The sequence below is a fragment of the Pseudomonas sp. MAFF 730105 genome (genome assembly GCF_055380705.1).
Genome location: NZ_AP018438.1, coordinates 6,021,930 through 6,036,528 on the forward strand (window position 1 = coordinate 6,021,930; position 14,599 = coordinate 6,036,528).

The 14,599-nt window shown below is 59.3% G+C and carries 8 protein-coding genes and 1 tRNA gene; 7 read left to right on the forward strand and 2 right to left on the reverse strand.

What is annotated here, in order from left to right; all coding sequences use genetic code 11:
* Positions 1–144 precede the first annotated feature (144 nt).
* From dnaG to PCOSP_RS26585, 4 genes are all read left to right on the forward strand, one after another.
* On the forward strand, positions 145–2,115 hold the full coding sequence (gene dnaG / locus PCOSP_RS26570; RefSeq protein WP_175384779.1) for a DNA primase: 1,971 nt from the start codon (positions 145–147) through the stop codon (positions 2,113–2,115).
* A 67-nt stretch (positions 2,116–2,182) separates the two neighbouring features.
* Positions 2,183–4,030: an RNA polymerase sigma factor RpoD gene (gene rpoD / locus PCOSP_RS26575; RefSeq protein WP_139640616.1), complete on the forward strand. Its 1,848-nt coding sequence runs from the start codon at positions 2,183–2,185 to the stop codon at positions 4,028–4,030.
* Positions 4,031–4,156: 126 nt separating this feature from the next.
* Positions 4,157–7,900, forward strand: a complete 3,744-nt coding sequence (locus PCOSP_RS26580; RefSeq protein WP_139640619.1) for a bifunctional diguanylate cyclase/phosphodiesterase — start codon at positions 4,157–4,159, stop codon at positions 7,898–7,900.
* A 15-nt stretch (positions 7,901–7,915) separates the two neighbouring features.
* Positions 7,916–7,992 (forward strand) — tRNA-Ile (locus PCOSP_RS26585).
* 70 nt (positions 7,993–8,062) lie between these two features.
* Here PCOSP_RS26585 and PCOSP_RS26590 read toward each other — a convergent pair.
* Entirely contained in the window at positions 8,063–9,259 is a 1,197-nt protein-coding gene (locus PCOSP_RS26590; RefSeq protein WP_139640621.1) for a type II toxin-antitoxin system HipA family toxin, read from the reverse strand.
* Complete coding sequence (locus PCOSP_RS26595) at positions 9,259–9,510, reverse strand: helix-turn-helix transcriptional regulator (protein WP_139640623.1); 252 nt, start codon at positions 9,508–9,510, stop codon at positions 9,259–9,261. The genes PCOSP_RS26590 and PCOSP_RS26595 overlap by 1 nt, the downstream gene beginning before the upstream one ends.
* A gap of 251 nt (positions 9,511–9,761) precedes the next feature.
* Between PCOSP_RS26595 and PCOSP_RS26600 the strand changes: the two genes are divergently transcribed.
* The 3 genes from PCOSP_RS26600 to PCOSP_RS26610 all read left to right on the forward strand — a co-directional run bounded on the left by PCOSP_RS26600 (position 9,762) and on the right by PCOSP_RS26610 (position 14,584).
* The gene (locus PCOSP_RS26600) at positions 9,762–12,125 is read left to right on the forward strand and encodes a hypothetical protein (RefSeq protein ID WP_464709832.1); all 2,364 of its coding nucleotides are present in this window, start codon (positions 9,762–9,764) and stop codon (positions 12,123–12,125) included.
* Between the two features lie 35 nt (positions 12,126–12,160).
* Complete coding sequence (locus PCOSP_RS26605) at positions 12,161–12,622, forward strand: Lrp/AsnC family transcriptional regulator (RefSeq protein WP_024779396.1); 462 nt, start codon at positions 12,161–12,163, stop codon at positions 12,620–12,622.
* A gap of 279 nt (positions 12,623–12,901) precedes the next feature.
* Positions 12,902–14,584: a flavin monoamine oxidase family protein gene (locus tag PCOSP_RS26610; RefSeq protein ID WP_041023931.1), complete on the forward strand. Its 1,683-nt coding sequence runs from the start codon at positions 12,902–12,904 to the stop codon at positions 14,582–14,584.
* The last annotated feature ends 15 nt before the right edge of the window (positions 14,585–14,599 follow it).

A 14,599-nucleotide genomic window follows, 5' to 3' on the forward strand; every position in this document is an offset into this window, starting at 1 on the left:
CAGTGGATTATCGGCAGATACACTTCCCGACAGCAATGATGCAGACAACCCGGTCGAGCCACCGTTTACAGTGTCTCAAAACCAGGACCCGGTTACGCCTGCTGATTCCGGGCCCCTATTTCGCGCAGTGATGATGAGAACGCCATGGCCGGGCTGATTCCCCAGAGCTTTATTGACGACCTCCTGAACCGCACCGACATCGTCGATGTGGTCAGCTCTCGCCTGCAAATGAAAAAGGCCGGCAAGAACTACACCGCCTGCTGTCCGTTCCACAAGGAAAAAACCCCCTCCTTCAGCGTCAGCCCCGACAAGCAGTTCTATTACTGCTTTGGCTGTGGCGCTGGCGGCAATGCCCTCGGTTTCATCATGGACCACGACAACCTGGATTTCCCCCAGGCCGTCGAAGAACTGGCCAAAGCCGCCGGCATGGAAATTCCTCGCGAGGAAAGCGGTCGGGCGCACAAGCCGCGCCAACCCACCGACTCGCCGCTCTATCCGCTGCTGACCGCGGCGGCTGATTTTTATCGCCAGGCCCTGAAAAGCCATCCGGCCCGCAAGGCCGCGGTGGATTACCTCAAGGGCCGCGGCCTGACCGGCGAAATCGCCCGGGACTTCGGCCTCGGCTTCGCCCCGCCGGGCTGGGACAATCTGTACAAGCACTTGAGCAGCGACACGCTGCAGCAGCGCGCCATGATCGACGCCGGCCTACTGATCGAGAACGCCGAAACCGGCAAGCGCTATGACCGCTTCCGCGACCGGGTAATGTTCCCGATCCGTGATACGCGCGGGCGAATCATTGCCTTCGGCGGCCGGGTATTGGGCGACGACAAGCCCAAGTATTTGAATTCACCGGAAACACCGGTGTTCCATAAGGGCCAAGAACTGTACGGCTTGTACGAAGCCCGCAAGAACAACCGCAACCTCGACGAAATCATCGTCGTCGAAGGTTACATGGACGTCATTGCTCTCGCCCAACAGGGCCTGCGCAACGCCGTTGCGACGCTGGGCACGGCCACCAGCGAAGAGCACATGAAGCGGCTTTTCCGTGTCGTGCCCAGTGTGCTGTTCTGTTTCGACGGCGACCAGGCCGGCCGCAATGCCGCCTGGCGCGCACTGGAAGCCACGCTGCCATGCCTGCAGGATGGCCGACGGGCACGCTTTCTGTTCCTGCCGGAAGGCGAGGACCCGGATACCCTGGTGCGCTCAGAAGGCACCGATGCGTTCCGCGCGCGGATCAATCAACATGCGCAGCCATTGGCCGATTATTTTTTCCAGCAGTTGACCGAAGAGGCCGACCCGCGCTCCCTCGAAGGCAAGGCCCACATGGTCACCCTCGCGGCACCGCTGATCGACAAGGTACCCGGCGCCAACCTGCGCACACTGATGCGCCAGCGCCTGACCGAAATCACCGGGCTCAACAGCGAAGCGGTCAGCCAACTGGCCCATAGCACCCCTGCGGAGGCACCACCGGCGTACGACCCGGGCATCGACTACGACGCGATGCCGGATTTCGCCGACTACCATCATCCGCAGCAGGACTATGGGCCGCAGCAGGAATGGACACCGAAAAAAGCCGGTAGCGGCGGCAAGAAATGGGACAAGAAACCCTGGGACAAGAACGGCAAGCGCGGCGATCGCGACCAACCACGTGCCCCACGCGTGCCGGTAGGCGTCGAAGCACCAACTCTGATTGCTCTTCGCACGCTCATTCATCACCCGCAGATGGCTAGCAAGGTCGAAACTGCTGATCATTTCGCAAATGAGAGCAATACCTATGCCCAGCTACTGGTGGCACTGGTCGAGGCCGTGCAGAAAAATCCTAAGCTAAGCTCCATTCAGCTCATGGCTCGCTGGCACGGAACCGATCAGGGGCGCCTGCTTAAGGCGTTAGCAGAAAAAGAGTGGTTGATTGCAAATGACAATCTTGAACAACAGTTTTTAGACACCATTACTAGGTTATCCGCGGGTCAACACGCACAGAACCTGGAAGACCTCATCAGGAAAGCAAGACAGCCGGGGCTGACCGCGGAGGATGCCAGCCAGATAGCAAATGAGATGCGTGAACTATTAAAACGCAATGTCTCCACATCAAACCCGACCTCAACTGGCGCGTGAGGTCACAGCTCAGGTATAATCCTCGGCTTGTTTTTTGCCCGCCAAGACCTTCAGTGGATAGGGTGTTATGTCCGGAAAAGCGCAACAGCAGTCTCGTATCAAAGAGTTGATCCTATTGGGTCGTGAGCAGGGCTACCTGACTTACGCGGAGGTCAACGACCACCTGCCGGAGGATATTTCAGATCCGGAACAGGTGGAAGACATCATCCGCATGATCAACGACATGGGGATCAACGTATTCGAGGTTGCGCCAGATAAGGATGCCCTTATGCTGGCCGACGCCGATACCGACGAGGCGGCCGCTGAAGAAGCGGCCGCAGCGCTGGCGGCTGTCGAGACCGACATTGGTCGCACCACCGACCCTGTGCGCATGTACATGCGTGAAATGGGTACGGTAGAGCTTCTCACGCGTGAAGGCGAAATCGAAATCGCCAAGCGTATTGAAGAAGGCATCCGTGAAGTGATGGGCGCAATCGCGCACTTCCCTGGCACGGTCGACCATATTCTCTCCGAGTACACTCGCGTCACCACCGAGGGTGGCCGCCTGTCCGACGTCCTGAGTGGCTACATCGACCCGGACGACGGCACCACGCCGCCTGCCGCCGAAGTGCCGCCGCCAATCGACGCCAAAGCCGAGAAGGCCGATGACGACAGCGATGACGACGACGCAGAAGCCAGCGATGACGAAGAAGAAGCCGAAAGCGGCCCTGATCCGATCGTCGCCGCACAGCGCTTCGGCGCTGTAGCCGAGCAGATGGAAATCACCCGCAAGGCGCTGAAAAAGCACGGTCGCGACAACAAGCAGGCGATTGCCGAGCTGTTGGCCCTGGCCGAGTTGTTCATGCCGATCAAGCTGGTGCCCAAGCAATTCGAAGGCCTGGTCGAGCGCGTTCGCAGCGCCCTGGATCGTCTGCGTCAGCAAGAGCGCGCGATCATGCAACTGTGCGTGCGTGATGCCCGCATGCCACGTGCCGACTTCCTGCGTCAGTTCCCCGGTAACGAAGTCGACGAAAGCTGGACCGATGCATTGGCCAAAGGCAAGACCAAATACGCCGAAGCCATTGCCCGCCTGCAACCGGACATCGTTCGTTGCCAGCAGAAGCTGAGCGCGCTGGAGACCGAAACCGGCCTGAGCATCGCCGAGATCAAGGACATCAACCGTCGCATGTCGATCGGTGAGGCCAAGGCCCGCCGCGCGAAGAAAGAGATGGTCGAAGCGAACTTGCGTCTGGTGATCTCGATTGCCAAGAAGTACACCAACCGCGGCCTGCAATTCCTCGACCTGATCCAGGAAGGCAACATCGGCCTGATGAAAGCGGTGGACAAGTTCGAATACCGTCGCGGCTATAAGTTCTCGACCTATGCCACCTGGTGGATCCGCCAGGCGATCACCCGTTCGATCGCCGACCAGGCCCGCACCATCCGTATCCCGGTGCACATGATCGAGACCATCAACAAGCTCAACCGTATTTCCCGGCAGATGTTGCAGGAAATGGGTCGCGAACCGACTCCGGAAGAGCTGGGCGAACGCATGGAAATGCCTGAGGACAAGATCCGCAAGGTATTGAAGATCGCCAAAGAGCCGATCTCCATGGAAACGCCGATCGGTGATGATGAAGACTCCCATCTGGGTGACTTCATCGAAGACTCCACAATGCAGTCGCCGATCGATGTCGCCACCGTCGAGAGCCTCAAGGAAGCGACCCGTGAAGTACTCTCCGGCCTCACAGCCCGTGAAGCCAAGGTACTGCGCATGCGTTTCGGCATCGATATGAATACCGACCACACCCTCGAGGAAGTCGGTAAGCAGTTTGACGTGACGCGCGAGCGGATTCGTCAGATCGAAGCCAAGGCGTTGCGCAAACTGCGCCACCCGACACGAAGCGAGCATCTGCGCTCCTTCCTCGACGAGTGACCTTCAAAACCCCCGGCCCTGCCGGGGGTTTTGCCATATGCAGATAAAATCCCCTTCGCTACATCCCCCCCGCCCCATTGCCCGTCTACACTCGAAACATCCTCCCTATGCCATAACGAGACCGTGATGCCCAGACTGACGGCCCTGCTCCTGCTGTCACTGATGACCTGGACCGCAACGGCTGGCGCATTGATGCTCACTGACGAAGAGCGCCGCTGGCTCAAGGACCACCCCGACCTGCGTCTGGGCGTCGATGCCTCATGGCCTCCGTTTGAATTTCGTGACGACCAAGGCCGCTATCAAGGCCTGGCCGCCGATTACGTCGAGGTCATCCGTGAGCGACTGGCTGTCACGCTCACGCCCGTCGAACCTGCCAGTTGGACTGCCCTGCTGGAACAGGTCGCACAAGGCAAGATCGATCTGCTGCCGGGCATCATGTCCACTCCCGAACGCCAGAACTTCCTGGCATTTACGCGCCCTTACCTGGACTTTCCGATTGTCATCCTGGCCCATCGAGGCGGAGCCCAGCCTCACAATCTCAAGGACCTGTACGGGTTGAAAATTGCTGTGGTGGAGAACTATGCGCCCCATGAACTGCTGCGCAATCATCACCCCGACCTGAATCTGGTGGCGCTGCCCAACGTCAGTTCAGCCCTGCAAGCCCTGGCGACCGATGAAGTGGATGCCGTGGTAGGCGACCTTGCCTCCAGTGTCTGGAGTCTGCGCCAGCTCAAACTCGAAGGCCTGTACGTCAGCGGGGAAACGCCGTATCGCTACCAGTTGGCAATGGCCGTCCCTCGCGAGAACAAAATACTGGTGGGCATCCTGGACAAGGTCATCGCCGACATGAGCCCGGCCGAGGTCACTGAAATCCAGGAGAAGTGGGTCGGCAATGTCCGCGACCACCGACAGCTCTGGTCCGACCTGCTGCTTTATGGCCTACCCGGGATGCTGCTCTTGATGGCTATCCTGGTGGCAGTGATTCGTGTCAACCGCCGCCTCAGTTCGGAGATCACCCGTCGAGTCGACCTGGAGCAGGAACTGCGCAGCAGCGAATACCACTATCGCGGACTGGTGGAAAGCCTCTCGGCGATCGCCTGGGAAGCCAAGGTCAGCGACTTCACCTATACCTATGTGTCGCCCCACGCCGAAGACTTGCTCGGCTATCCCCTCTCCCATTGGCTGATCCCAGGCTTCTGGCGCAACATCATTCATCCGGCCGATCTGATCCGCGCCCAGACCTATTGCGATAATGAAGTGCTCGCCGGACGCGACCATTGCATCGATTACCGGGTCATCACCGCCGATGGCCGCTGCCTGTGGGTACGCGACATTGTCAGCCTGATCGAACATGGCCACGAGCCGGTGATGCGCGGGCTGATGATCGACATCAGCGAAGCCAAGCGCACCGAGGAAGCGCTGCGACTCTCCGAGCAGAAATTCGCCTCGGTGTTCCGTCAGTGCCCAGACATTCTGGTGATTGCGCGCCTGCTGGACGGCTGCTTGCTGGAGGTCAACAAAACCTTCGAAGAGCAGATTGGCCTGAGCGCCGACGAGGTGGTGGGCCAAACCGCGACCGAGCTGAACATCTGGGGTATCCAGGGCGTTGGCCCGAGCCTGCTGCAGCGCTTGCAGGCGGGGAGTATCCGCAACCTGGAGATGCCTTTTCGCCGCAGCAACGGCCAAGTGTTCACCGGGCTGATATCCGCCGAACCCTTCGACCTCGACACCACGCCAGCCCTGGTCGTAGTGGTGCGGGACATCAGTCAACTCAAGAAAACCCAACAACAACTGCAAACCTCCGAAGAGAAGTTCGCCAAGGCGTTCCACGCTTCGCCTGACGGCTTGCTGTTGTCCCGACAAAGCGACGGCCTGCTGATTGAGGTCAATGAAGGCTTCAGCCGCATTACCGGATTCAACAGCGCCCTGTCGGTGGACCGCTCCACCCTGGACCTGGGGATCTGGGTCAACCTCAACGAGCGTAAGCAGATGCTCGACCTGCTGCAGCGTGACGGCTACGTCAAGGACTTCAGCTGCCATATCCGGCGCAACGACGGGCAGATACGACTCTGCGAAGTCTCCAGCCGCCCGTTACCCATCGGCAATGAAGACTGCATGCTGACCATCGCCCGAGACATCACCGAACGCCATCTGATGCAGGAAAAACTGCAACAGGCCGCCACCGTGTTCGAAAGCACGGCCGAAGGCGTTCTGATCACCGATACACAACAGCACATCAGCGCCGTGAACCGCGCCTTCAGTGAAATCACCGGCTATAGCGAAACCGAAGCCTTGGGCCATACGCCACGGCTGCTGGCCTCCGGCTTGCACGACAGCGCATTCTACGCCGCGATGTGGCACCAGTTGACGGCAGAGGGACATTGGCAGGGAGAGATCTCCAATCGCCGCAAGAACGGCGAGCTGTACCCCAGTTGGCTGACCATCAGCGCGGTGCGCAATCGTGATCAGCAGGTCACCCATTTCGTCGCCGTCTTCGCCGATATCTCCAGCCTCAAACACGCCCAGGCCAAGCTCGACTACCAGGCTCACCACGACCCGCTCACTGGTCTGCCCAACCGCACGCTGTTCGAAAGCCGCTTGCTGACGGCCCTCAACAACCAGCAGGAAAACGGTGGGCAGGGCGCGGTACTGTTCCTGGACCTTGACCGCTTCAAGCACATCAACGACAGCCTGGGACATCCGGTCGGCGACCTGCTGCTCAAGGGCATCGCCGTGCGCCTGCGGGAGCAACTGCGTGATATCGATACCGTGGCGCGGCTGGGCGGTGACGAGTTCATCATCCTGCTGCCGGGCCTGCAGCAGCCCAGCGATGCCGAGCATATAGCCCTGAAGCTGCTGAACTGTTTCGCCGCGCCGTTTCAGGCCGGCGAACACGAGTTCTTCATCAGCGCCAGCATCGGCACCAGCCTCTACCCCCAGGATGGCTGCGACGTCGCCACACTGGTCAAGAACGCCGATGCGGCGATGTACCGCTCCAAGGCCAAGGGCCGCAACCGGGTGGAAAGCTACACCCGCGACCTCACCGCCCAGGCCAGCGAGCGCGTGGCCATGGAGTACGAACTGCGCAGGGCAATTGAACGTAACGAGCTGTCACTGTCCTTCCAACCGAAAATCAGCCTCGCCGATAACCGACTGGTGGGCGCCGAAGCCTTGGTTCGTTGGACCCACCCGACGTTTGGCGAGGTGCCACCGGAACACTTCATTCCCCTGGCGGAAGAAAACGGCATGATCCTGCAGATCGGCGACTGGGTCCTGGAGCGCGCCTGCCGACAGCTGTACGAGTGGAACAGTGCCTACGAAAGCCTCGGCCCACTGTCGGTCAACCTGGCCGGAGCGCAACTGCGCCAACCGAACCTGCTGATACGTATCGAACAACTCCTGAGAGAGAACCACCTGAAGCCCGGTTTACTGCAACTGGAAATTACCGAAAACTTCATCATGAGCCAGGCCGAAGAAGCCCTGACGGTGCTGCATCAACTCAAGAAGCTCGGCGTCCAACTGGCCATCGACGACTTCGGCACCGGCTACTCCTCCCTGAGCTACCTCAAGCGCCTGCCGCTGGACATTCTCAAGATCGACCAATCCTTCGTCCGCGGCCTGCCCGACGACCCCCACGATGCAGCTATCGTGCGGGCAATCATTGCCCTGGGCCGCAGCATGCAATTCACCATCATCGCCGAGGGCGTCGAAACCCTGGCCCAGCAGCAATTCCTGGCCGAAGAAGGCTGCGAACAGATCCAGGGCTATATTGTCAGCCTGCCCCTGGGCGCCGACGAATTCGCCGCGACGTTTCTGCGTATGACCGTATCGGATTTTTCGGATAGCACAGCTGAGAAACCGTCGCTATAATCCGCGGCCTACTGAGGGCCTATAGCTCAGTCGGTTAGAGCAGAGGACTCATAATCCTTTGGTCCACGGTTCGAGTCCGTGTGGGCCCACCATTTTGAAAGCCGCGCATTGCGCGGTTTTTTCATGCCTGCAAAATAGCTGATTCAGCTCCATACACAGAAATCAACCAAAGGTTTTCATAAAAGGCTCAGCACAGCTGCGGATCGCAGCCACCACATCAGGCGCCTGCTCACAAAACTCAGTCGAGCGAGCCAGCACATGCTCCAATGCCTGTAGTTGATTGCGAATTATCGTTTCCGGCTCGGCGATGCCACATACCTGAGCGAAGTCCAGCACACCTTGTCGAGAGGCAAACAGGGACTTGCTTCCAACCAGATCAAGTGCCAAAACGTCCGCAGGAATGTAGGCCGTCGTATTAACAATATCGTAGGCCGGAGCCAAGCGTGCGTTACGCTGAGTCGGCTCGGAGTACAACAGTCCAAAGTTTTTCAGGTGGGCATCACCGTTACCAACGATACAGCTCAAGGTTACGATGGCAAATAATTGCGCCAGTGAGTCCTCTATATGCTCCGAAGGGCAGAACAGGCGTATGGCCTTGGCAATAGCCGAATAGCTCTTACTATATTTTTGCTCGGCAGGAAGCCCCATCAGTACTGCCATATCCTCAAAACCAATGGGATTGAGTTGCTCGTCCCGGTCAAAGCGTCGCATGACAAACAGTTTGGCATTATCGGAAAGGTAAAACTCCGGAACAGGAATTCCCGCCTCTCTGGCCACGGACATGCACAGGAATTCGTTGATTGCCAATCCAGGAAATTCATCACGACCGCTTTTGATGATCAGATCAGAGGTTTTCGAGGTGAAACGCTGTGTGGCGCTATCCTGGCGCTCTGGAACCAGGACTTTGGGCTGCACACCCGATATCCCTGCACGCAAGATGTAGCGATCGACCAAATCGACAAAGATATCCTCCGCACCATCCCAGGCCAGGATCTCCTCCAGCTTTTCTCCAGGAAACTCTTGACGTCGCAGGAGTGTATCGACGTTCGCTGAGGTGATTGCCACTCGCCCGATAGGCGAGCTACTGCCAGACAAGGCCAGCAGCAGCATGGGATCGACGTTTGCTACTTTAGCCAAACGGTTACGCAACTGCTCCAGAACGTAACCCTCCGGCAAGTTCATCTGGAAGATTGGGTGCAGGTCGCGATGGCGATACTCATCCAGACGTACTGGCATCAACAAACTGATCGCCGCCTGTGCTGCCGCCTCTTCGCGGTAGCGAAACAGATAGTGCCCAGCGCTGCTGAGGATCTTTCCGCTGTCGCCCTCTGGCGTCGTAACCTGCAATGAGGCAACCATCAATCAAACACTCCTTGTATTTCATCCAGCGTAGGCATGACGGCAGTAATGACTGAAAGTTCGCAGTCCAGGGCTGCCACAACCCGTGCATAAGCAGCCATGCCCACCGAGAGGTCACCTTTTTCAATTGCGATGACTTTCTGTCGGGTAATACCAGCTAACCCCGCTAGCCTGGCTTGTGTCAGCCCACGATTGAGACGACGCTGCTTAAGCTGCTCGCCAAGCCGAACGGTGATGAGAGAATAATCCATGTTCTTTATACGTAACAATTATAGATAAATGTAGTGTATACAGGACTTTTCAAGTAAGGAAAAACAAATTCCCTTCAATATTAGGAAGCACCTCCGTCTTTAGGCGCGCATTGCACGGTTTTCCTGTTTTTGAGAGGGTAGCCGCCTCACCAAGCCCGTTACCTAGCCCCCTCACCGAGAAGCCCATCATCGCCACCCCTACCCTCCCCCGACTGTTCCTAGAGCTATTCTGGCAACTCGCCATCCTGCTGGTGCCGGCCTTTTTCGTCACGGTGCTGCCTCCCCCGCTGGCTTTACTGACGGTGCTGTTCTTCGGTCTGTTGATGGGACTTGCGGCGCGCCTGGGCTTTCTGTCAGTGGGACGGGGCTGTGCCCGGTTGATGATTGGCGCCGTGTTTGGCCTGGGTTTCAGCCTGGGCAGGGCGCTGCCCGAGTGGTGGGGGATTCTGGTGGCAATCGTCGCCATCATCGGCGGGCTCGCCTGTGTCAGCAAATGGGAGCGACGTCTCGGCCTGGTGTCGCCCCCTGTCAAAGGACCCAGTGCCTGGGGCGGATCCGAGCCACAACTGACTCCGGAGGGTGAGTCGATCCGGACGTTCAACCACGGCGAAATCGCCATGGGCGGGCCGACCTATTGCGACTATCTGTTTCCCGATGGGGTGCTCCTGCAAGGCCTTGGTTCCTCAGCGGTGTTTTCCAGCGATGGGCGTTATTTCGCCGCGCCGGTGCCGTCCCGGCAGAGCTGGGGGCTGCTCGTTCTCGACCGTCATCAACGCCGGGTCTACCGCTGCGACAACAGTGAGTTCTGGGAGCTGGACACGCTGGACCTCAACAGCCTGAGCGGTCGCTATAGCCCGTTGGTGGACAACAGTGTTCGCCAGACCCGAATCGATGAACTGCTGCAAACCGCCGATGCCGCCAATCTGGTGCCCGTTGCTGATCTCTGGCTGGAACCTGGCAGTTATCCGGACAATATTGTGCACACCTTCGAACGGCGCTCCGCTGACGGACAACAATGCCTGATAGGTGACATCGTCTTGCCCCCGGCTTTTCGCGATCTGCCCCAGCCTTTGGAACCATTGCGTTCACCGCGTTATGCCATCAGCGTCAATGGACAACCGTCAGCCCTGCTGATGGCTGCCGACACGGCATTGGTATGGAGCACCGATCAGCGCGCGCTGGTGTGTCAGGCCCAGGAGCAAACCGAGCATCCGAGCGGCGACCGCTACTGGTTGTGGCAAGTTGATCAGGGCTGGCGGGCACTGCCTTCGCCGTGGGTGAAGCGTGAGGCCGAACCCTCTTTTTATTGGCATGACGTGTCGGGCCTCGACGCGCACCATGTGCATATCGAGTCGTACCTCGACTACCCGCGTCCATCCCTTGGCCGCTATGGCTATCGCCTCGACAGCATCCACAGCGATACCGAAATCCAGGCGGGCCATGACGCCCAAGGTCGGGTGCAGGTCGCCGAGTTTCAATTGACCCGGATGAGCATTGTCATGCCATTGGACAGTCAGGGCCGGCGAGGTGAGTCGTTCATAGCGACGCAGCCGATGCTGGACGGTATTTGCGCGCATCTGATCTGGCTCTGCGACAACAACGAGGGGCTGGGGGCTTATCGCTGTCAGATCGGTGACTGGCGGTTGCCCGGGCGTTGGTTACTGGATCATCGAGTCTCTGACTGCGGCCGTTACCTGGCGCTGTTGCCTTTTGCAGACTCGATGACAGTCGCCACTCACGCCGCCGTTGTCGACGTGAAGGCGCGATGCCTTCTGGAGGGCCCCTCCATGTGGGTGGCCCGCCTACTCGATTTCCGTGATGGCCTGCTGAGCCTGGCGGCGATCACCGGCCGTCTGGACCAGGACCTGAACGGCAACGCACTGCAGCGCTTCAATGTGCCTGCGCCGAACGTCGGTAGCGATCCTTCGTTCTTTCATCCCGATGCGCAATCCCGTCTGTTCTACACCACCGTGGAATTGCAGGTGAGCGATTCACAGTTATGCCGTGTTGCCCCTTGGCGCCTGGTGGATCGACCGCAGGTTGCCATTGCCGAGGGCGACTTCATCCAGCCCTCCCCCACCCACCAGGATGCCGCCTGGCTGTTCGGCAGCGAGACGGAATATGCCGACAGTTGGGTTCGTGCGAATACGCCGCGGCTCGGAGGCCATCTGTTGACCGCATCCGGTTGCGCGTTGAGTGACCTTGCGCCCTCGATGATCTGGTCACCGGATGGCCGCTATCTCGCGCTGACCCGCATGGCCACCGATGTGACAGAGCTTTGTGGAAGCTATCGCGGCTGGCAGTTGCTGCTACTCGATGTTCAAGCGCACACGCTACGGGTGCATTCGCAATGGTTGGGCAACCGTCCGCTGTTTGAAGGTTTCGACGAGCAGCAGCTGCTCATACGCTGTTTTGAACGGGATTGGGAAGCGGAGGACGATGAGGACCCTGGTTTTATCCAATCATTGCCATTGGCGCTATTGCTGCAACTGCCCGTTGAACAGCTGGTCTGCCAGGACGGTTTCTGGCTCAGGGCCTCGCACTTACATCTGGCGCCGTACTGGCAAACGTTGGCGTTACCTGCCATCCACTATTTCGAGCACAGGAGCCTGTAACATGCCTACCACCGATGCCCGCGCCGGAGCCCACCTTGTCTGACACCCGCCCTCCCGTCCTCGACGAAATCGATCGCCAATTGATTGCCGCCCTGCAAATCAATGCCCGGGAAAGCGTCGCCATGCTCGCTCGGCAACTGGGCATCGCCCGAACGACCGTGACCTCGCGGCTGGCCCGGCTGGAAAAAACCAAGGTGATTACCGGCTATGGCGTGCGCCTTGGACAGCGGGTGATCGATGGCGGCCTGCAGGCTTACGTCGGCATCAAGGTCCAACCGCGCTCCGGCAAGGATGTGCTACGGCGTTTGAGCGCCATGGCCCAGGTCCAGCAGTTATGCGCGGTCAGTGGCGAGTTCGATTATGTGGCCTGGCTGCGCACGGATTCGCCGGAACAGCTGGATCAGTTGCTGGACCAGATCGGCAGCGTGGACGGCGTGGAAAAGACCACCACCTCCATCATCCTCAGCAGCAAAATTGATCGGGGGCAGCCGGTCTAGGGCTGTGCCACCCGAATCAATGTGGGAGCGAGCCTGCTCGCGATAGCTTCAGTCCAGCCACCATCTACCTGGGCTGACAAACCGCTATCGCGAGCAGGCTCGCTCCCACAAGGAAGTGCGCTTCGTCATTACGACTTTTAAACGCATCAAAATGACGTTTAATAATTCATAACGACGACACATTGCGTCTTATTAACGTGTTTAACGCGCTCTAGAATGGCCGGCATCTTTCCTATACTCAGACGCGAGTCAGCGTCGAGTCGCCCCTCAAGGTCAGCCATGAACAAGCACAATCGCCACCCAGCAGACGGTAAGAAGCCCATCACCATTTTCGGGCCGGATTTTCCTTTCGCCTTTGACGACTGGATCGAGCATCCGGCCGGTTTGGGCAGTATTCCGGCTGACAATCTCGGAGCGGAGGTGGCGATCGTCGGGGCCGGGATCTCTGGCCTGGTGGCGGCGTACGAACTGATGAAGCTGGGCCTCAAGCCGGTGGTCTACGAGGCGTCGAAAATGGGCGGGCGGCTGCGCTCGCAGGCGTTCAATGGCGCCGAAGGGATTGTTGCCGAATTGGGGGGGATGCGCTTCCCGGTGTCGTCCACGGCGTTCTACCACTATGTCGACAAGCTGGGGCTGGAAACCAAGCCGTTTCCCAACCCGTTGACCCCGGCTTCCGGCAGCACCGTCATCGATCTCGAGGGCCAGACTTACTACGCGCAGAAATTGGCGGACCTTCCCGCGTTGTTCCAGGAAGTGGCCGACGCCTGGGCCGATGCGCTGGAGGACGGCTCGCGCTTCAGCGAGATCCAGCAGGCGATTCGTGACCGTGACGTGTCGCGCCTCAAGGAGCTGTGGAACACGTTGGTGCCGCTGTGGGACGACCGCACCTTCTATGATTTCGTCGCCACCTCCAAGGCATTCGCCAAGCTCTCGTTCCAGCATCGTGAAGTATTCGGCCAGGTCGGTTTCGGCACCGGCGGCTGGGATTCGGACTTCCCCAACTCGATGCTGGAAATCTTCCGCGTGGTGATGACCAACTGCGACGATCACCAGCACCTGGTGGTGGGCGGCGTGGAACAGGTGCCCCACGGTATCTGGAAACACGTGCCGGAACGTTGTGCACACTGGCCGAAAGGCACCAGCCTGAGTTCGCTGCACCTGGGCGCACCCCGCAGCGGTGTGAAGCGCATCGCTCGCGCCGAGGACGGCCGGTTCAGCGTGACGGACGTCTGGGGCGATACCCGGGAATACGCCGCGGTGCTGGTCACCTGCCAGAGCTGGCTGCTGACCACCCAGATCGAATGTGAAGAGGCGCTGTTCTCGCAAAAGATGTGGATGGCCCTGGACCGCACCCGCTACATGCAATCGTCGAAGACTTTTGTCATGGTCGACCGCCCGTTCTGGAAGGACAAGGACCCGGAAACCGGCCGCGACCTGATGAGCATGACCCTCACCGACCGCCTGACCCGCGGTACCTACCTGTTCGACAACGGCGACGACAAGCCAGGCGTTATCTGCCTGTCGTACTCCTGGATGAGCGATGCGCTGAAAATGCTGCCCCATCCCGTGGAAAAACGCGTGAAGCTGGCCCTCGATGCCCTGAAGAAGATCTACCCCAAAGTGGATATCGCCGCCCGGATCATCGGCGATCCGATCACCGTTTCCTGGGAAGCCGACCCGCACTTCCTCGGCGCCTTCAAGGGCGCCTTGCCGGGTCACTATCGCTACAACCAGCGCATGTACGCGCATTTCATGCAAGACGACATGCCGGCAGAACAAAGAGGGATCTTTATCGCTGGCGATGACGTCTCATGGACACCAGCCTGGGTTGAAGGCGCGGTACAGACCTCACTCAATGCCGTGTGGGGAATCATGAAGCACTTCGGCGGTGAAACTCACGCCGAGAACCCGGGTCCAGGTGATGTATTCAACGAGATCGGTCCGATCGCGTTGCCTGAATGACACGGCCCGAATAAA